The sequence below is a fragment of the Streptomyces sp. NPDC058051 genome (assembly GCF_042885475.1).
In the GTDB taxonomy this organism is placed as follows: domain Bacteria; phylum Actinomycetota; class Actinomycetes; order Streptomycetales; family Streptomycetaceae; genus Streptomyces.
In genome coordinates this window covers 228,732-247,568 of record NZ_JBHVRW010000004.1, presented here as the reverse complement: position 1 = coordinate 247,568, position 18,837 = coordinate 228,732, and the positions used below count along the sequence as shown (strand labels likewise).

Genomic DNA, 18,837 nt, shown 5'->3' with positions numbered 1-18,837 from the left:
GCCTCTCGTGTTCGTGCTCTCGTGTTCGTGCGGCGCGTGGGTCAGTCTTCGCCGAGGTAGGCCTTGCGGACGGATTCGTCGTGGAGGAGGTCCGCTCCGGTGCCGGAGAGGACGATCTTGCCGACTTCCATGACGTGGCCGTGGTCCGCGAGGGAGAGTGCGGCCTGGGCGTTCTGCTCGACGAGCAGGATGGTGGTGCCTTGTGCTTTGAGCTCGTCGATGGTCTCCATGATCTTCTGCATCATGATCGGGGAGAGGCCCATGGAGGGTTCGTCGAGCATCAGGAGCTTGGGCTGGCACATGAGGGCGCGGCCCATGGCGAGCATTTGCTGTTCGCCGCCCGAGAGCGTTCCGGCGGCCTGTTTGCGGCGTTCTCCGAGGATGGGGAAGAGGTCGTAGGCGCGCTGGATGTCCTTTTCGATGCCTGCCTTGTCGTTGCGGAGGTAGGCGCCGAGCTGGAGGTTCTCGGTGATCGTCAGCCGGGGGAAGATGTGGCGTCCCTCGGGGGAGTGGGCGAGGCCCAGGGAGACGATCTTGTGGGCGGGGATGTTGTTGAGTGGTGTGCCGTCGAAGAGGATGCTGCCGCCGACGGGCTTGAGGAGCCCGGAGAGGGTGCGCAGGGTGGTGGTCTTGCCGGCGCCGTTGGTGCCGATGAGGGTGACGACCTGGCCGGCTTCGACGGTGAAGGAGATGCCTTTGACGGCTTCGATCTTGCCGTAGGCGACGCGGAGGTCCTTGACCTCTAGCAGTGCGGTCATCGGGCGTCCTCCTCTTCGGTGCTGGCGGTGCTGGCGGTGCTGGCGGTGCTGGCGGGGCTCGTGGCGTCTGTGGCGTCTGCAGCGTCCGCGGTGTCCGCGGTGTCCGTGGGGCCGGTGGCGTCGGTGGGCTCACTGGCGTCGGTGGTGCTGTGGGCGTCGGCGGTCTTGGTCGCGCCCGCTTCGGCGGCCTCGACCTCGGCGACTTCTTCGGCGCCGGGGGCGCCTTCGAAGGGGGTGCCGAGGTAGGCGGCGACGACGCGTTCGTCGCTCTGGACGATGTCGGAGGTGCCTTCGACGAGTTTTTCGCCCTGGACGAGGACGGCGACGCGGTCGCAGAGGTTGAAGATGAACCGCATGTCGTGCTCGATGACGAGGACGGCGATGCCCTGGTCGCGGATGGCGAAGATGAGTTCTTCGGTGACGCGGGTTTCCTGCGGGTTCATGCCGGCGGTGGGCTCGTCGAGGAGCAGGAGTCCGGGGTCGCTGGCGAGTGCGCGGGCGATTTCCAGCTTGCGCTGGTCTCCGTAGGGGAGGTTGCGCGCGAGGTGGTCGGCCTTGTCCTGGAGGCCGATGAACTGCAGGAGTTCCATGGCGCGTTCGCGGCTGGCGTTTTCGGCTTTGGTGAAGCCGGGGAGTCGCAGGAGGGCGGACCAGAGCCCTTCCTTGGTCCTGGTGTGGCGTCCGACGAGGACGTTTTCCAGGACGGTCATGTTGGCGAAGAGGCGGATGTTCTGGAAGGTGCGGGCGATGCCTGCCTGGGTGACGAGGTGGGGCTTGGGGGGCAGGACGGTGCCTTTGTAGCTGACTTTGCCCTCGGTGGGGACGTAGAGGCCGGTGAGGCAGTTGAAGAAGGTGGTCTTGCCGGCGCCGTTGGGGCCGATGAGGCCGACGATCTCGCCTGCGTTGACGGTGAGGTCGACGTCGCGTACGGCGGTGAGGCCGCCGAAGCGCATGGTGACGCCGCTTGCGTCGAGGACGGTGGTGGCGGTTTTCGTGGTGGTGGTCATGGTGGTCACGCCCCCGCCTTGGCGATGTCCGCGTCGGTCTTGGCGGACTGCTGTGGTTCCGGTACGTCGAGCTGGTCGGTCTCGTGGAATTCGAGCTGCTTCCTGCGGTCGGCGACGAGTCCTTCGGGGCGCAGGCGCATCAGGAGGATGAGTGCGACGCCGAAGAGGAAGAGCTGGTAGTCCTGCATGAACTGCAGTTTGGCCGGGATGAGGTAGAGCAGTGCGGCGCCGACGAGGGGTCCGCTGAGGGTTCCCATGCCGCCGAGGATGACGGCGGCGAGGAGGAACGCGGAGTTGGGGGGTACGGAGCCGGCGAACTGGTACTGCTCGGGCGTCACGGTGTAGTTGACGTGGGCCTGGACGGTTCCGGCGAGTCCGGCGAGGGTGGCGCCGAGGGCGAAGGCGATGAGCTTGAGCCGGAAGGCGTTGATGCCCATGGCGGTGGCTGCGGTTTCGTCCTCGCGGATGGCGACCCAGGCGCGGCCGATGCGGGATTCTCCGGAGCGGCGGAAGACGAGGACGACGACGGCGGTGAAGACGAGCATCAGCAGGTAGTAGTTGGCGGACCTGCCGAGGGTGAAGCCGAGGATGTCGTGCTTGAGGCCGAAGTCGAATCCGAAGAATCTGAGGTCGGGGATGCTGGGGATGCCCTGGGAGCCGTTGGTGAGGTCGGGTCCGCTGTTGCCGTTGAGGTTGTTCACGGTGAGGCGGAAGATTTCCCCGAAGCCGAGGGTGACGATGGCGAGGTAGTCGCCGCGCAGTCTCAGGGTGGGTGCGCCGATGAGGACGCCGAAGACGAGTGAGGCGCCTGCTCCGGTGAGGACGGCGGCCCAGAAGGGGAATTCGACGCCGATGGCCGACATGGTGGAGCCGGAGACGAGGGCGGCGGCGTAGGCGCCGACGCCGAGGAAGGCGACGTATCCGAGGTCGAGGAGGCCGGCGAGGCCGACGACGACGTTGAGGCCGAGTGCCACGGTGGCGAAGATGAGGATGTTGGCGCCGATGAGCGCGTATTCCTCTTTCTGCTGGGTGAAGGGGAAGCAGACGGCGGCGACGAGGGCGGCGGCGAGGGTGATGTTGCGGTGTTTGGTGGTCAGCGCGGTGAGGCGGGAGATGAGTCCGGCGCGGTGGAGTGCGGTGAAGGCGAAGCCGACGGTGATGAGGAAGCCGACGAAGAGTTCGGTGTAGTCGGTGTCGATGCCGTAGGTGAAGACATAGAGGCCGATGCCGAACGACCCGACGATGATGAGGATTTCGGCCCAGTCGGGGAGTGCTTTGGGGCGGGGGGCCGGGGGGGCGCCGAGGCTGTTGCGGAAGCGTTGCCAGGCGCTGGTCGTGGTGGTGTCGGGGTGGGGCTGATCGCCGGGGAGTCCGAGTGCGCAGATGGCGGCGATGAGTGCGCCGATGCCGCTGATCCAGGCGCCGGGTTCGAGGTTGACGGCTCCGCCGAGGTCGTAGGCGATGGCACCGATGGCGTAGCCGGTGGTGCCGAGGGTGCCGAGTGCCAGGAGGCGGATGGGGCTGTTGGTGCCGCCGGGGGTGAGCCAGCGGAGGCCCGGGATGCGGTATGCGGAGAGGGTGAGGAGCAGGGTGAGTGCTGCGCTGATGAGGGTGAGGACCTGGAGGCCGCCGGGGTAGCCGGTGACGGTGAGGTCTCCGGGGAATTCGCTGGTCCAGGTCCAGGCGAGGAAGGTTCCGGCGAGGGCGACGGTGGCGCCGAGGAGGGTGCCGAGTCGGGCCGCGGGTGCGGGGATGGGGAGGAAGGGGGTGGTGCCGGGCGTGGTGGTGTGGTTGGTGGTCATGCGTATCACGCCCGATCCGCGACGCGTTCGCCGAGCAGGCCCTGGGGGCGGAGCAGCAGGACGATGATGAGGAGGACGAAGGCCCATACGTCCTTCCAGGCGCCGCCGCCGAAGAGTTCCATGCCGGGGACGTTGCTCATGTAGCCGGTGGCGAGGGATTCGGCGATGCCGAGTACGACGCCGCCGAGCATGGCTCCGTAGATGTTGCCGATGCCGCCGAGTACGGCTGCGGTGAAGGCTTTGAGGCCCATGATGAAGCCCATTTTGAAGCCGATCTGGCCGTTTTTGAGTCCGTAGGCGACGGCGGCGACGGCGGCGAACGCGGCACCGATGGCGAAGGCCATGACGATGATGCGGTCGGTGTTGATGCCCATGAGTTTTGCGGTGTCGGGGTCTTGGCTGGTGGCTTGCATGCCGCGGCCGGAGCGGGTTTTGGAGACGAAGAGGCCGAGGGCGAGCATGCAGACGGGGGCGGTGATGAGGACGAAGAGGTCACCGCGTTGGATGTGGGCGCCGAAGATGTCGATCGCTTCGCCCTTGAACTGGGGGAAGGAGCGGTCCTTCTTGGCGTCGGGGTACCACTTCCAGATGGCCTGCTGGAGTGCGAGGGAGAGTCCGATCGCGGTGATCAGGGGGGCGAGTCGGGGTGCGTTGCGCAGGGGTCGGTAGGCGAAGCGTTCGGCGGCTGCGCTGACGGCGACGGAGCATATGACGCCGCCGATGATCATGACGGGGATGATTGCGAGGAGGGAGACGCCGGCCGGCATCCAGAGGTACACGGTGAGAGCTCCGAAGCCTCCGATCATGAAGATCTCGCCGTGGGCGAAGTTGATGAGCTGGATGATTCCGTAGACCATCGTGTAGCCGATCGCGATGAGTCCGTACATCGCGCCGAGGATGAGTCCATTGGCCAGCTGTTGCGGCAGTTCGTTCACCGCAGGGCCTCCGTGGAGTGGTTCGGAAATGGCACCGCGCGGGAGTGCTGGTAGCGCCCCCGCGCGGTCTGGTTCAGTTCAGTGCGTGCCCGGGTGGGCCTGCTGAGGTCAGGGCTTGTAGACCTCGCTGAGCTTGGATGTCCACTTGCCGCCGTCGACCTGGTAGGCGGTCATCATGGTGTTGGTGGTGTCGCCGAACTCGTCGAAGGAGACGGGGCCGGTGACGCCGTCGAACTTGACCTTGCTCATGGCGTCGAGCACCTTGGCGCGGGCGTTGTCGGGGAGCTTGCCGTCGTTCTCGGAGACGGCGAGCTTGATGGCCTCGATGATGGCCCAGGTGGCGTCGTAGGTGCCGCCGCCGTAGGCCTCGTAGGCGTCCTTGTATCCGGCGGTCTTGTAGTCCGCGATGAACTTCTTGGCGGAGTCGAGTTCTTCGACGGGCTTGCCGACGGAGGTGGCGATGTCGCCCTGGGCCTTCTTGTTGAGCTTGATGAAGTCGGCGCTGTACATGCCGTCGCCGCCCATGAGGGGGATCTGGACGCTGTCCTTGAGCTGCTGGCTCAGGGGTGCGCCGGCGGGGTATTCGCCGCCGTAGTAGACGGCTTTGGCGCCGGACTTCTTGACCTTGGTGACGACGGCGTTGAAGTCGCGGTCGTCGGGGTTGACGTGGTCGGAGCCGACGATCTTGCCGCCGAGGGCGGTGTAGGTCGCCTTGAAGGAGGCTGCGAGACCGGCGCCGTAGGGCTTCTGGTCGTCGATGAGGTAGACCTGCTTGACGCTCGCGTTGTTGAAGAGGTACTTCGCGGCGAAGGCGCCCTGGATCTGGTCCGTGGTGGCGGTGCGGAAGTAGGTCTTGAAGGGGCGCTTCTTGTCGCCGGACTTCCAGTTCTCGCCCTGGGTGAGCTCGGTGCCCGTGTTGGCGGGGGAGATCTGGGTGAGGGAGGCGTCGTTGAGGGGCTTCTGCATCGACTGGGAGACGCCGGAGTTCAGGGGGCCGACGACGCCGAGGACGGTCTTGTCGTCGATGAACTTCTGGGCGTTCTGCTGTCCGACGGAGGGCTGGGCCTGGTCGTCGAGGGCCTTGATCTCGAACTTGATGCCGGGGACGGTCTTTTCCTTGTTGGCCGTCTTGACGGCGAGTTCCGCCGAGTTCTTGATGCCGAGGCCGAGGGCGGACAGGTCACCCGTGATGGGTGCGTCGACGCCGATGACGACGGTCTGGGTGTCGCCGCTGCCGCTGTCCTTGCTGTCGTCGCGCGACCCGCAGGCGGTGAGCGTCAGTGCTCCTGTCGTGAGCACTGTGGTGAGTATGAGCAACGAACGGTGTCGCACGAATTGGTCCTTTCCCTGGCGCGGCCTCCTCTGCTGAGGTGCCGTGTCGTTCGCCGGGCCGTACTGGTTGGTACAGGGCCGTGCTGTAGACGCGCCCGGCGGCGCGGTGACTGGCCGTGACTCTAGGCGCAGGTGTGGGGGTGCGGGATGGGTCCGCCGCAGGATGTGACTTTCTTGTTATGCCTTTGAGCAAGGCTTGAGGTGGCTGTGCGGACATGTACGGTTTTTTACCGGTGGGTGAAGTGACCGCATGGTGAGAACGCGCAGCTCTGCTAAGGGGCTTGAGTCGATCTTGCTGCTGTCGCGTGGGGAGGTGCGGGGAGGGGCTCCTGGGGGCGCGACGAGGTGCCCGGTGCCTGCGGGGCCGGGTGGGGGGTGCTGCGTGGGTGTGTGTGCGCATTGCGCGCTTGTTACGCAGTGTTACATCTGGGGTGATGTGGTCGACGCGGTGTTGTGTGTGTGGGGGTGTGTGCCGGGGTGGCCGGGTGCTGAGTTGGCCATACAACGGGCTCTGGGGTCAAGGGTGTTGGTCGACAGGTCGGTCAATGGTGTTGTGTGTGCGGGGGGTTGTGGGTGGGAATGGCACTGCCCGGCCGGTTTGCGGTCCGGTCGGGCAGTGGTGCGGTGGGGTGTGTGGTTCGGGCGGGTGGTGGTGTGGCGGGGTGTGGTGCGGTGGCGGTGTGTGGTTCAGGCGGTGTCGGTTCGGGGTGCGTCGCGGAGCAGGCAGGTGAGGCGGGCGGTGCAGACGCGCTTGTCGTGTTCGTCGGTGATGACGATTTCGTAGGTGGCGGTGGAGCGGCCGCGGTGTACGGGGGTGGCGACGCCGGTGACGAGGCCGTTGCGTACTCCTCGGTGGTGGGTGCAGTTCAGGTCGACGCCGACGGCGAGTTTGGTGGCGCCGCCGTGGAGCATGGAGCCGACCGAGCCGAGGGTTTCGGCGAGGACGGCGGAGGCGCCGCCGTGGAGGAGTCCGTAGGGCTGGGTGTTGCCCTCGACGGGCATGGTGCCGACCACGCGGTCCGCGGAGGCTTCGACGATGGTGACGCCCATGCGTTCGCCGAGGTGGCCGGCGGAGAAGAGTGCGGGCAGGTCGACGCCGAGTGCGGCGTACTCGTCGATGATCTCCTGGGGGAACGTGGGTGTGGTGTGCTCGCCCATGGGGTCCGGCTCCGATCGTCTGCGTGGTTCGTGGCTCTGGTGTGGTGCGTCGTTCTTATCAGACGGCTGAGCGGACGCTTAGTGGGTGGTGTCGAGGGTCATTCCCGGGTGGTCCGGCCGTGGGTGTCCGGCTCCTGGCCGCTGTGTCCCCGGGTGTTCTCGAAGCGCACGACGACGGACTTGCTGGCGGGGGTGTTGCTGGTGTCGGCGGTGGAGTCGAGGGGGACCAGCACGTTGGTCTCCGGGTAGTAGGCGGCGGCGCAGCCCCGGGCGGTCGGGTAGTGGACGATGCGGAAGCCGGGGGCGCGGCGTTCCACGCCGTCCTTCCATTCGCCGACGAGGTCGGTGCAGGAGCCGTCGGGCAGGCCGAGGGTGTGGGCGTCGTCGGGGTTGACCAGGATGATGCGGCGGCCGCCCTTGATGCCGCGGTAGCGGTCGTCGAGGCCGTAGATGGTGGTGTTGTACTGGTCGTGGGAGCGCAGGGTCTGCAGGAGCAGTCTGCCTTCGGGGAGTTCGGGGTATTCGACGGGGGCGGCGGTGAAGTTGGCCCGGCCGGTGGTGGTGGGGAAGCGGCGCTCGTCGCGTGGGGCGTGCGGGAGGGTGAAGCCGCCGGGGTGTGCGATGCGGGTGTTGAAGTCCTCGAATCCGGGGATGACGCGTGCGATGCGGTCGCGGATGGTCGCGTAGTCCTTTTCGAACTCCTCCCAGGGGGTGTTCGAGGCGGGGCCGAGGACGGCGCGGGCGAGGCGGGCGACGATGGCGGGCTCGGAGAGGAGGTGGGGGCCGGCCGGGGTGAGGTTGCCGCGGGAGGCGTGGACCATGCTCATGGAGTCCTCGACGGTGACGAACTGCCTGCCGCTCGCCTGGATGTCCTTGTCGGTGCGGCCGAGTGTCGGCAGGATCAGTGCGCGGGTGCCGGTGACGGCGTGCGAGCGGTTGAGTTTGGTGGAGACGTGGACGGTGAGGCGGGCGCGGCGCATCGCGGTCTCGGTGACGTGCGTGTCGGGGGTGGCCGCGACGAAGTTGCCGCCCATCGCGAAGAAGACCTTGGCGTCGCCGTCGCGCAGGGCCTGGATGGAGCGGACGACGTCGTAGCCGTGGTGGCGCGGTGACGTGATCGAGAATTCCTTGTCGAGGGCGTCGAGGAACGCGGGTGAGGGGCGTTCGAAGATGCCCATGGTGCGGTCGCCCTGGACGTTGGAGTGGCCGCGGACGGGGCAGACTCCGGCGCCGGGGCGGCCGATGTTGCCGCGGAGCAGGAGGAAGTTGACGACTTCGCGGATGGTCGGCACGGAGTGCTTGTGCTGGGTGAGGCCCATCGCCCAGCACACGATGGTGCGTTTCGAGGCGAGGATCATCGTGAGGGCTTCCTCGATGGTGTCGCGGTCGAGGCCGGTGGCGGCGAGGGTCTGGTCCCAGTCCGCTTCGCGGGCTGCGGCGGCGAATTCCTCGTAGCCGTGGGTGTGGTCCCGTACGAAGGCTTCGTCGACGGCGCCCTCGGTCCGGAGGATCATTCGGTTGAGGATGCGGAAGAGGGCCTGGTCGCCGCCGATGCGGATCTGCAGGAAGAGGTCGTTGAGTGCGGCGCCCTTGATCATGCCGAGGGGGGTCTGGGGGTTCTTGAACCGTTCCAGGCCGGCCTCGGGCAGCGGATTCACCGAAATGATCTTTGCGCCCGCGGATTTGGCCTTTTCGAGGGCGGAGAGCATCCGGGGGTGGTTCGTGCCGGGGTTCTGTCCGGCGACGATGATCAGGTCCGCGCGGTGGAGGTCTTCCAGGGAGACGCTGCCCTTGCCGATGCCGATGGTCTCCGTCAGGGCCGAGCCGGACGACTCGTGGCACATGTTCGAGCAGTCGGGGAGGTTGTTGGTGCCGAATTCGCGGGCGAACAGCTGGAGCAGGAACGCCGCCTCGTTGCTGGTGCGTCCCGAGGTGTAGAAGAGGGCTTCGTCGGGGGAGGCGAGCGCGCCGAGCTCTTCGGCGATGATGCCGAAGGCCCGTTCCCAGGTGACCGCTTCGTAGTGGTCGGCTCCCTCCGGGAGGTACATGGGCTCGGTGATGCGTCCCTGCTGTCCGAGCCAGTAGCCGCTGCGCGAGGCGAGGTCGGAGACCGGGTGCGCGGTGAAGAAGTCGGGGGTGACGCGGCGCAGGGTCGCTTCCTCGGCGACGGCCTTGGCGCCGTTCTCGCAGAATTCGGCGGTGTGCCGCTTGTCGCCCTCGGGCCAGGCGCAGCCGGGGCAGTCGAAGCCGTTCTTCTGGTTGACCTTGAGGAGGGTCTGCGCGGTGCGTCGTACGCCCATCTGCTGTTGGGCGATGAGCAGGCTGTGGGCGACGGCCGGGAGTCCGGCTGCGGCGTGCCGGGCGGGCCCGACCTGCGGTGTGTCCTGGGCCGGGTCATCTGCGGGTGGCTTCGTTGCCATGTGCGCTCCCCTTCGGGCCGACGGCGGACCCGTGCGGTGTGCCGTACGGGTGCACCGCGGTCCGTTCTCCTCCTTCGATCCTGACACGTGGTGTCGGCGGGGGGTCCGGTGAAGCCGTGCCCGGTCGGGATTGTCAGTGGTCCGTGGCAGGATCGGGGGCGTGGCTGAGACAGCATCGAAGAAGACGGCAGACAACCGACCGCGCCTGCTCCTGATGGACGGGCACTCCCTGGCGTACCGGGCGTTCTTTGCGCTGCCTGCGGAGAATTTCACGACAGGGGCGGGGCAGCCGACGAACGCGGTGTACGGCTTCGCGTCGATGCTCGCGAACACGCTGCGTGATGAGGCGCCGACGCATTTCGCGGTGGCGTTCGACGTCTCCCGCAAGACGTGGCGTGCGCAGGAGTTCCCGGAGTACAAGGCGAACCGCTCGAAGACCCCTGACGAGTTCAAGGGTCAGGTCGAGCTGATCGGTGAGCTTCTCGACGCGATGCACGCCGACCGTTTCGCGGTGGACGGCTTCGAGGCGGACGACGTCATCGCCACGCTGGCCACGCAGGCGGAGGCGGCGGGCTTCGAGGTGCTGATCGTCACGGGTGACCGGGATTCGTTCCAGCTGATCACGGACGATGTCACGGTGCTGTACCCGACGAAGGGCGTCTCGGAGCTGACGCGCTTCACCCCGGCGAAGGTCGTGGAGAAGTACGGGCTCACGCCGCAGCAGTACCCGGACTTCGCGGCGCTGCGTGGTGACCCGTCGGACAACCTTCCGGGTATTCCCGGTGTGGGGGAGAAGACCGCCGCGAAGTGGATCAACCAGTTCGGTTCGTTCGACGAGCTGGTGGAGCGCGCGGAGGAGGTCAAGGGCAAGGCCGGGCAGAATTTCCGCGACCATCTGGACGCGGTGCGGCTGAATCGCCGGCTGACCGAGATGGTCCGTGACGTGGAGCTGCCGAAGACCCCGCAGGATCTGGAGCGCGCTCCGTACGACCGCACCGCGGTGACGGGCGTGCTCGATGTCCTGGAGATCCGTAACCCGAGCCTGCGCGAGCGGTTGCTGGCCGTCGACCCGGGCGCTGCCGAGGCCGAGCCGCCGGCTCCCGCGGCGGGCGTCGAGCTGGACGGCGCGGTGCTGGGCGCGGGTGAGCTGGCGCCCTGGCTCGCGGAGCACGGCGGGCAGCCGCTCGGTGTCGCCAGCGTCGACACCTGGGCGCTGGGCAGTGGCACCGTCACCGAGATCGCGCTCGCCGCGGCCGGCGGCGCGGCGGCCTGGTTCGACCCCGCGGAGATCGACGAGGGCGACGAGCGGGCGTTCGCCGCCTGGATCGCCGACGCGGGGCGGCCGAAGACCCTGCACAACGCGAAGAGCGCCATGCGGGTCTTCCCGGAGCACGGCTGGCAGGTCGACGGCGTCACGATGGACACCGCGCTGGCGGCCTACCTGGTGAAGCCCGGCCGCCGTTCCTTCGCGCTGGACGCGCTCGCGGTGGAGTATCTGGGCCGGGAGCTGGCGCCCGCTGCGGCGTCCGACGGCCAGCTGGCCTTCGGCGCGGACGAGCGGGCCGAGGCCGATGCCCTGATGATGCAGGCCCGTGCCGTCCTGGACCTGGGTGAGGCGTTCACCACGCGGCTGGCGGAGGTCGGCGCGACCGGGCTGCTGCACGACATGGAGCTGCCGACGTCCGCGCTGCTGGCCCGGCTGGAGCGGCACGGCATCGCCGCCGACCGGGCCCATCTGGAGGGCATGGAGCAGCAGTTCGCCGGTGCGGTGAAGGAGGCGGTGAAGGAGGCGCACGCGGCGGTCGGCCGCGAGTTCAACCTCGGTTCGCCCAAGCAGCTCCAGGAGGTCCTCTTCGGCGAGCTGGGCCTGCCCAGGACGAAGAAGACGAAGACCGGATACACGACGGACGCCGACGCGCTGGCGTGGCTCGCCGCGCAGACCGAGCACGAGCTGCCGGTCATCATGCTGCGCCACCGTGAGCAGGCGAAGCTGCGGGTCACCGTCGAGGGTCTGATCAAGACGGTCGCGGCGGACGGCCGCATCCACACCACGTTCAACCAGACGGTGGCGGCGACCGGCCGGCTCTCCTCCACCGATCCCAACCTGCAGAACATCCCGGTCCGTACGGACGAGGGCCGGGCCATCCGCCGTGGCTTCGTCGTCGGTGACGGCTTCGACACGCTGATGACGGCCGACTACAGCCAGATCGAGCTGCGGGTGATGGCCCATCTCTCCGAGGACGCGGGCCTGATCGAGGCGTTCACCTCCGGTGAGGACCTGCACACGACGGTGGCTTCGCAGGTCTTCGGCGTCGACAAGTCGGCCGTCGATCCGGAGATGCGCCGCAAGATCAAGGCCATGAGTTACGGACTCGCGTACGGGCTTTCCGCGTTCGGTCTCTCCCAGCAGCTGAACATCGAGGCGGGCGAGGCACGTGGCCTGATGGACACCTACTTCGAGCGGTTCGGCGGTGTGCGTGACTACCTGCACCGCGTCGTGGAGGAGGCCAGGGCCACCGGTTACACGGAGACGGTCTTCGGCCGCCGCCGCTATCTCCCCGACCTCAACAGTGACAACCGCCAGCGCCGTGAGACGGCCGAGCGGATGGCGCTCAACGCACCGATCCAGGGCACGGCCGCGGACATCGTCAAGGTCGCCATGCTCAAGGTCGACCAGGCACTGGCCGAGGCGAAGCTGACGTCCCGGATGCTTCTCCAGGTCCATGACGAAATCGTTCTGGAGATCGCCCGGGGCGAGCGGGCACAGGTGGAGGAGATCGTGCGTCACGAGATGTCCACGGCCGTGCGGTTGCGTGCCCCGCTGGATGTCTCGGTGGGCGTCGGTACGGACTGGGAGTCCGCCGCGCACTGACGCGGTGGCACGCCCGGCGGCGCGGTTCGGACGGCCCTGGAGCGTTCAGGCCCGTCCGGCGACCGTGGGTGCGGCTGCGCGCGGCCGTCGCAGCCGCACCCATGCCCCGTAGAGCACCAGGCCCGCCGCGAGTCCCGCCCCGGCGCCGAAGCAGATGGTCGGGATGATGTCCAGCGGCGTGTCGATGTGCCCGACGTAGGCGTACCAGCGTGCGCACCGGTGTGCGACGCCGAGCAGTACGCACACGCCCAGCAGCGCCCCCGCCGACCACCGCCCCCGGCGGTCCAGCACCGGCACGGACGGCGGGACGGGGCGTGCCCCGGTCCGCCGCAGCCCCGATGCGGTGAACACCGCGAGCACGGAAAGGGCCAGGGCCGAACTGCCGTACTGCACCCACTGGAACACGGGAATTCCTCCGGCGCTCCCGTCGAGCACCGGTACCCACCGCACACCCCACCGGTCGTGATGCGTGAACGCGTCCCAGACGACATGGGTGGTGGCCCCGATGATCGCCGACAGCGCGAACCATGCACCGTCGCGGACCTTCCGCGCACCCCGTACGGGTGGGTGGGGCCGGCCTCGCACGAACGTGTGGACCCGGCCCTGCCAGGCCGTCGGCAGCAGTGCCACCAACGGTTCGCGCAGCAGCAGCCACAGTCCGGCGGCCATCGCGGTGATCAGCACGTCGACGGTGAACACACCCCACACCGAGTGGGTGACCTGCCCGAACTCCATGGCGCCGGGGATCGCGGTGTCCGCGTAGTACGTCAGGTCGGGGGCGAACGAGCCCGCCACCAGAGCCGAGGCGAACAGCGGGCCGCGCGCCGTTCCGTTCCGTAGCATCCCCGGGAGTACGGCTGCGGCATGACTGAGTGTGAACGGCATGCCCGCAGTATGCGCGAGCCCGTTCGCCCCGCCTGACCACCGCCGTACATCTTGCTGTCCGGAACGTGAAAAACAGGTAAGAACCGGCCGGTGCACGGTGTTCCGGCAGCACGAGTTGCCGTAGGGTCGCCTGAGTCCAGGCGCTGGGGAGCGCGGACAGTCGTCGAAGGGGAGGGGCCAGAGGTATGGCAGCGCAATTCGGTCGCCGACTTCGCAGGGGGGCGACCACGACCGCTGTGGCCGCCGTTGCCGTGGCGGCGCTCTCCGCCTCAGGAGCCCCCGGAACACCGCTGGCCGACGGCGGCGGTGACCAGCCGACCGCCGGTACGGCGCCGTCGTCCGACGACGGCGCGGCCACCGGTAATTCGCCGTACTACACCGATCTGCCCCCGCTGGTCACCCCCGACAGGCCCGGAACGTCCGTCGACCTGCCCGACACCGGTACTACGGAATCCGGCATACCGGCTTCGGTCCTGGCCGCGTACAAGAAGGCCGAGCAGACCATCGCCGGCAGCGACCCCGCCTGCCGCCTGCCGTGGCAACTGCTCGCCGCGATCGGCAAGGTCGAGTCCGGCCAGGCCCGCGGCGGCAGGGTCGACGCGAACGGCACCACGCTCTCCCCGATCCTCGGCCCGGTCCTCGACGGTCAGGGCTTCGCCCTGATCAAGGACACGGACAACGGGGCGTACGACGGGGACGCGACGCACGACCGGGCCGTCGGCCCGATGCAGTTCATCCCGTCCACGTGGGCGGCCTGGGGCCAGGACGGCAACGGCGACGGCCGCAAGGACCCGAACAACATCTACGACGCCGCGCTGGCCGCCGGACGCTACCTCTGCGCCGGTTCCCGCGATCTGTCCGTCGCCGCGGATCTCGACCGGGCGATCCTGAGCTACAACCACTCGGACGCCTACCTCCGTACGGTCCGCTCCTGGTTCGAGTACTACAAGCGCGGCACCCACGAGATCCCCGACGGCACCGGCGTGGTCCCGCCCGACCTCGGCAGCGGCACGGACCCGAGCCCCAGCACCCCGAGCCCGTCCCCCTCACCGTCCGCCCCCGCCACACCGACGCCGAGCCCGGATCCCACGAAGCCGGGTGACGGCGGCACGACGAGCCCGACCACGCCGCCCCCCACGCCGGCGCAGACCCTCGCGGGTGTGGAGAACGCCGGCACCGGCACGCTCACCGCCACCGCGGGCGACGCGTTCGCCGAGCGGATCAAGGTACGGGCCAGGAACAAGGCCGGCGGTGTGCTCGCCAGGGTTTCGGTGACCTTCACCGTCGCCGGTGACACGGACGCCGCGTTCACCGGCGGGAAGAAGACCGTCGCGCTGCTCACCGGAGCCGACGGCACGGTCACCGCCCCCGTGCTGGAGGCGGGCGAGACGACGGGACCGTTCACGGTGCGGGCCGTCGCCACCGGCAGTTCGCTGCCCGCCGTCACCTACACCGCGACCGTCACCGCCCGGCAGGCCGACGCGATCGCCAGGACCGACGAGACGGCACTGACCGCCGCGCCCGGCGCCGAGTTCACCGATCCCGTCGAGGTCACGGCCACCTACCAGGACGCGGTCGCCGCCGGTGTCGCCGTCACCGCGACGATGATCACCGACGACGAGGAGCCGGTCGAGAACGACAAGGGCCCGTACTTCAAGGACGCGGACGGCAAGACGGTCCGCACCCTCACGGACCTCGTCACCGAGGCCGACGGCACCCTGAAGCTCCCGACGGTCTACACCGACGACACCGAGGGAACGTACCGGCTGCGCCTCACCACCGAGGGCGGCGCCACGCTCGTCATCGAGCTGAAGGTCGAGGCCCCTCGGACGCCCGCCGCCTGACCCGCCCGGCCACCCGTCGCAGCAGCCCCTCCGCCGTCGTCGGCAGAGGGGCTGCCGCACGTGTTCTCATCTCGCGCCCGCATTGCTACGGTGCCCCAACCTGACGAACCATCAGGTCCGTGCTCTCCGGGAGGACCGGCATGCGTGCTCTCGTCGCCGCCGCCATCGGGCTGGCCGCAGCCCTCGCGCTCGTCTTCGCCGTCACCACGATCGGTGCCCCGCCCGGAGAGACCTCGCCCAAACCCCTCCTGACCACCGTCCCGGGCCCCAAGAACTAGTGCCGCGAAAGCAACAACAGAAGCTGAGGGAGGGCACCGTCATGCGCCGCCGAGCCAGCCTCGTACTCCTGGCCTTCGCCGTCTTCTTCGCCGCCATGTCGCCGCTGCTGCGCTGGTACGCCTTCCCGAGACTGGCGAAGATCCCGCCCAGCCAGTACCAGGAGACGGTCCTGGAGGCGAAGCCCGCCACCCTCCTCGACTACAACGACGACCTGAAGGTGAAACAGGTCCCCAAGGTCACCATCGTGCAGACACTCAAGGGCAACGTGGAGGAGTCCGAGAAGATCGAACGCAGCGCCGGACGCGACGTCGTCGTCTGGGACTCCCTCAGCTACGTCGTCGACCCGAACGGCAAGATGGTCTCCGCGATCCCCGAACGCTACATCTTCGACGCCCACAGCCAGGCCCCCGTCCACGCCACCGGCGAAATGGTCGACGGCGACCCGGTCAGACGCGAGGGCATCGAGTACAAGTGGCCCTTCCTCACCCAGAAACGCGACTACGAGTACTTCGACGCCCAGACCCGCACGAGCTCGCCCATCCACTACAAGGGCACCCGCACCTTCCACGGCATGGAGGTCTACTACTTCGAGCAGACCATCCCCTGGACCAAGGTCCCGCTGCCGAAGAAGATGCCCATCAAGGGCGTCACCGCGGAGCAGATCGCCAAGACGGGCCTGACCCGCTGGTACACCACCAAGCGGATGTTCTGGGTCGACCCGGTCACCGGAGCGCCCGTCAACGGCGAGGAGATCCACAAGGAGGAGCTGCGCAACGCCAAAGCGATGGGCATGTCGCAGGACACCGTCACCGCGTTCGCCGGACACGTGAAGATGCGCGAGGACTACGTCGATTCGATCGTCGCCATGGTCAAGTCCCAGCGCGTGCTCGTCCTGCTGCTCACGTCGTACCTGCCGTGGGGCTTCGCCGCCCTCGGCACCGCACTGCTCGCCCTCGCCCTGTGGCTGGAGGCCCGCTCCCGGCGCCCGGACGGCGAACTGCCCACCGGGGCACGGGCACCCGAACCGGACCCGGAACCTACTCCCGCCTGAGCCGGGCCTTCGTGAACCGGGTCGCCTCCACCGTCGTGGGATCCTCCGGCCACGGATGCTTCGGATAGCGACCGCGCAGCTCCGCCCGCACGGCCCGATAACCGTCCCGCCAGAACGACGCCAGATCCGCGGTGACCGCCGCGGGCCGGCCGGCCGGCGAGAGGAGATGGACCAGAACCGGCACCCCGGCCACCCTCGGGGTCTCCCGCAGGCCGAACAACTCCTGGAGCTTCACCGCGAGTACGGGCTGCGCCCCGCCGTACTCCACCCTGATCCGGGAGCCGCTCGGCACCTCGATCCGTTCCGGCGCCAACTCGTCCAGCCGGGCCGCCTCACCGGTCGCCCACGGCAGCAGCCGCCGCAGCGCCTGCCCCGCATCGATCCGCGCCAGACCGGAGCGCCGCCGGGCCCGTGACAACTCGGGCTCCAACCACTGTTCGGTACGGTCCAGCAGCGCCGCGTCCGACACATCCGGCCAGGGCGCCCCCGACTCCCGGTGCAGAAACGCGAGCCGTTCCCGCAACTGCTCGCTCTCACGCGTCCAGCGCAGCAGCCCGAGCCCTTCCCGCCGCAGCCCCTCGACCAGCGCCTCACGGACCAGTTCGGACGCCGGCTCCTTCAGCGGACGCACCGACAGCTCCACGGCACCCAGCCGCTCCACCCCGCGCGCCACCACATCGCCGCCGGCCCAGCGGACCTCCTCGCCCGTACACCGCAGATGCCCGGCGGCCGTCCGTGCCGTGTCCTCGTCGATGACGGCGGCGAGCCGTACCCGCGCGGACGCCGCGTGCGCGGGCCGGTCGGCGACCGCGACCGCCAGCCACGGCGCGCTGCGCAGCCCGGACCCGTCCCGCAGCTCCGCACCCGTCCCCGACACCATCAGGAAAGCGCCCTCGCCCCGGGCCCGCGCCACCCGCTCCGGGAACGCCAGCGCAGCCACCAGACCGACAGCGGCGTCGTCCGGACCGGAACCCCCGCCCACATCCCTGACCGACGAGGACAGCCGCCGGACCTCCTGCCGCCACCGCGCGGCATAGCCGTCCCCGCCCCGCCGCGCGGTGCGCAGCACGGCCGCCAGATCGTCCCCGTACGCCTGCGGCGGTTCCTCGCTCAGCAGCGCCACCACCTCGGCCGCCCGCCGCCCGCCCACCTCGGCGGCGCCGTCCAGCAGGGCCCGCGCCAGCCGCGGATGCAGGCCGAGCCGCGACATCCGTACGCCGCGGTCGGTCACCCGCCCCTCCGCGTCCACCGCGCCGACCGCGCTCAGCACCTCGCGCGCCGCGCCCATCGCACCCGCGGGCGGCGGATCGAGCAGTGCCAGCCCCGACGCGTCCGGGTCGCCCCAGCACGCCGCCTGCAACGCGAACGCCGCCAGATCCGCGACCTTGATCTCCGGAGACGGGAACCGCGCCAGCCGTCCGTCCTCCGCCTGCTCCCAGCACCGGTACACCGTCCCCGGCGCCTCGCGCCCGGCCCGGCCCGCCCGCTGCCTCCCCGCCGCCTGCGACGCCCGTACCGTCGTCAGCGCGCTCAGCCCCCGTGCGTGATCGGTACGCGGCTCCCTGGCCAGCCCCGAGTCGACGACGACCCGCACGCCCGGCACCGTCAGGGACGACTCCGCCACCGAGGTCGCCAGCACCACCCGCCGGCCGCCGGACGACCCGGCCAGTACCGCGTCCTGCACCGCGGCCGGAGCCCGCCCGTGCACCTGGAGCACCTCGGCCGGCACACCCGCCAACTGCCCCGCCACCCGCCCGATCTCGCCGACACCGGGCAGGAAGCACAACACGTCACCGTCCCGTTCGCCGAGCGCCCGGCGCACCGTCGCGGCGACATGCGTCAGCAGCGCCGGATCGACCCTCATCCCGTGCGGCGGCCGCACCGTCCCGGCGGGGGGCGCCCAGACCACCTCCACCGGATGCGCGACACCCCGCGCCTCCACCACCGGCGCATCTCCCAGCAGCCGTGCCCAGCCCGCCGCGTCCGTCGTGGCGGACGCGGCGACCAGCCGCAGATCGGGCCGGATCGTCTCCCGCACGTCGAGAAGGAACGCGGCGACCGTGTCCGCGTCCAGATGACGCTCATGGCATTCGTCGATGATCACCGCGTCGACACCGGTCAGCTCCTGGTCGCGCTGGAGCCGCTGGAGCAGCACCCCGGTGGTCACCACCTCCACCACGGTCTCGCGCCCCACCACGCGCTCCCCGCGGACCGTGAAGCCGACCCGCCCGCCGGCCTGCTCGCCGATGAGCCACGCCATCCGCCGCGCCGCCGCCCGTGCGGCGATCCGCCGCGGCTCGGCGACCACCACCCTGCGCGCCGGGCCGCCGCCGGTCACACCGGCCAGGACCAGGGGCACGAGGGTCGTCTTGCCGGTGCCGGGCGGCGCGCAGAGCACCGCGACACCGCGGTCGTCGAGCGCCCGCTCCAGGGCGGGCACAGCGGTGCGTACGGGCAACTGGTCCAGGGCGTCGGTACGGATCACGCCCCCCAG

General features: G+C 69.6%; 13 protein-coding genes. 4 read left to right on the top strand and 9 right to left on the bottom strand.

Annotated elements, in window-relative coordinates; genetic code table 11:
* Positions 1-41: 41 nt before the first annotated feature.
* The 7 genes from ACFVUT_RS09070 to ACFVUT_RS09040 form a co-directional block, all read right to left on the bottom strand.
* Complete coding sequence (locus ACFVUT_RS09070) at positions 42-758, bottom strand: ABC transporter ATP-binding protein (protein WP_389646240.1); 717 nt, start codon at positions 756-758, stop codon at positions 42-44.
* A complete protein-coding gene (locus tag ACFVUT_RS09065; RefSeq protein WP_389646834.1) occupies positions 755-1,765 on the bottom strand; it encodes an ABC transporter ATP-binding protein in 1,011 nt (336 codons plus the stop codon). Before ACFVUT_RS09065 ends, ACFVUT_RS09070 begins: the two co-directional genes overlap by 4 nt.
* Positions 1,766-1,770: 5 nt before the next feature.
* On the bottom strand, positions 1,771-3,567 hold the full coding sequence (locus tag ACFVUT_RS09060; protein WP_389646243.1) for a branched-chain amino acid ABC transporter permease: 1,797 nt from the start codon (positions 3,565-3,567) through the stop codon (positions 1,771-1,773).
* Between the two features lie 5 nt (positions 3,568-3,572).
* Complete coding sequence (locus ACFVUT_RS09055) at positions 3,573-4,502, bottom strand: branched-chain amino acid ABC transporter permease (RefSeq protein WP_389646245.1); 930 nt, start codon at positions 4,500-4,502, stop codon at positions 3,573-3,575.
* A 108-nt stretch (positions 4,503-4,610) separates the two neighbouring features.
* A complete protein-coding gene (locus tag ACFVUT_RS09050; protein ID WP_389646841.1) occupies positions 4,611-5,819 on the bottom strand; it encodes a branched-chain amino acid ABC transporter substrate-binding protein in 1,209 nt (402 codons plus the stop codon).
* Between the two features lie 702 nt (positions 5,820-6,521).
* Positions 6,522-6,992, bottom strand: coding sequence for a PaaI family thioesterase (locus ACFVUT_RS09045; RefSeq protein WP_389646248.1), 471 nt, complete (start codon positions 6,990-6,992; stop codon positions 6,522-6,524).
* Between the two features lie 98 nt (positions 6,993-7,090).
* Complete coding sequence (locus ACFVUT_RS09040; RefSeq protein WP_389646251.1) at positions 7,091-9,412, bottom strand: FdhF/YdeP family oxidoreductase; 2,322 nt, start codon at positions 9,410-9,412, stop codon at positions 7,091-7,093.
* A 160-nt stretch (positions 9,413-9,572) separates the two neighbouring features.
* On the opposite strand from ACFVUT_RS09040, the gene polA reads away from it, so the two are divergent.
* Positions 9,573-12,284: a DNA polymerase I gene (gene polA / locus ACFVUT_RS09035; protein WP_389646254.1), complete on the top strand. Its 2,712-nt coding sequence runs from the start codon at positions 9,573-9,575 to the stop codon at positions 12,282-12,284.
* Positions 12,285-12,329: 45 nt separating this feature from the next.
* Here the strand turns inward: polA and ACFVUT_RS09030 are convergent, their stop codons facing one another.
* A complete protein-coding gene (locus tag ACFVUT_RS09030) occupies positions 12,330-13,169 on the bottom strand; it encodes a DUF4184 family protein (RefSeq protein ID WP_389646257.1) in 840 nt (279 codons plus the stop codon).
* A 185-nt stretch (positions 13,170-13,354) separates the two neighbouring features.
* Here ACFVUT_RS09030 and ACFVUT_RS09025 point away from each other — a divergent pair, with 185 nt between their 5' ends.
* From ACFVUT_RS09025 to ACFVUT_RS09015, 3 genes are all read left to right on the top strand, one after another.
* On the top strand, positions 13,355-15,013 hold the full coding sequence (locus tag ACFVUT_RS09025; RefSeq protein ID WP_389646260.1) for a lytic transglycosylase domain-containing protein: 1,659 nt from the start codon (positions 13,355-13,357) through the stop codon (positions 15,011-15,013).
* Positions 15,014-15,153: 140 nt separating this feature from the next.
* Positions 15,154-15,291, top strand: a complete 138-nt coding sequence (locus ACFVUT_RS09020; RefSeq protein ID WP_389646262.1) for an SPW_0924 family protein — start codon at positions 15,154-15,156, stop codon at positions 15,289-15,291.
* A 41-nt stretch (positions 15,292-15,332) separates the two neighbouring features.
* Positions 15,333-16,343: a DUF3068 domain-containing protein gene (locus tag ACFVUT_RS09015; protein ID WP_389646265.1), complete on the top strand. Its 1,011-nt coding sequence runs from the start codon at positions 15,333-15,335 to the stop codon at positions 16,341-16,343.
* Here ACFVUT_RS09015 and hrpB read toward each other — a convergent pair.
* Positions 16,330-18,828, bottom strand: a complete 2,499-nt coding sequence (gene hrpB, locus ACFVUT_RS09010; RefSeq protein WP_389646268.1) for an ATP-dependent helicase HrpB — start codon at positions 18,826-18,828, stop codon at positions 16,330-16,332. The genes ACFVUT_RS09015 and hrpB overlap by 14 nt on opposite strands.
* Positions 18,829-18,837 lie beyond the last annotated feature (9 nt).

Excerpts from the sequence above, each read along its gene's own strand:
- ACFVUT_RS09065 (WP_389646834.1), bottom strand. The coding sequence starts at position 1,765 with ATGACCACCACCACGAAAACCGCCACCACCGTCCTCGACGCAAGCGGC.
- ACFVUT_RS09020 (WP_389646262.1), top strand. The coding sequence starts at position 15,154 with ATGCGTGCTCTCGTCGCCGCCGCCATCGGGCTGGCCGCAGCCCTCGCG.
- ACFVUT_RS09025 (WP_389646260.1), top strand. The coding sequence starts at position 13,355 with ATGGCAGCGCAATTCGGTCGCCGACTTCGCAGGGGGGCGACCACGACC.
- ACFVUT_RS09060 (WP_389646243.1), bottom strand. The coding sequence starts at position 3,567 with ATGACCACCAACCACACCACCACGCCCGGCACCACCCCCTTCCTCCCC.
- ACFVUT_RS09015 (WP_389646265.1), top strand. The coding sequence starts at position 15,333 with ATGCGCCGCCGAGCCAGCCTCGTACTCCTGGCCTTCGCCGTCTTCTTC.
- ACFVUT_RS09045 (WP_389646248.1), bottom strand. The coding sequence starts at position 6,992 with ATGGGCGAGCACACCACACCCACGTTCCCCCAGGAGATCATCGACGAG.
- ACFVUT_RS09030 (WP_389646257.1), bottom strand. The coding sequence starts at position 13,169 with ATGCCGTTCACACTCAGTCATGCCGCAGCCGTACTCCCGGGGATGCTA.
- ACFVUT_RS09040 (WP_389646251.1), bottom strand. The coding sequence starts at position 9,412 with ATGGCAACGAAGCCACCCGCAGATGACCCGGCCCAGGACACACCGCAG.
- ACFVUT_RS09070 (WP_389646240.1), bottom strand. The coding sequence starts at position 758 with ATGACCGCACTGCTAGAGGTCAAGGACCTCCGCGTCGCCTACGGCAAG.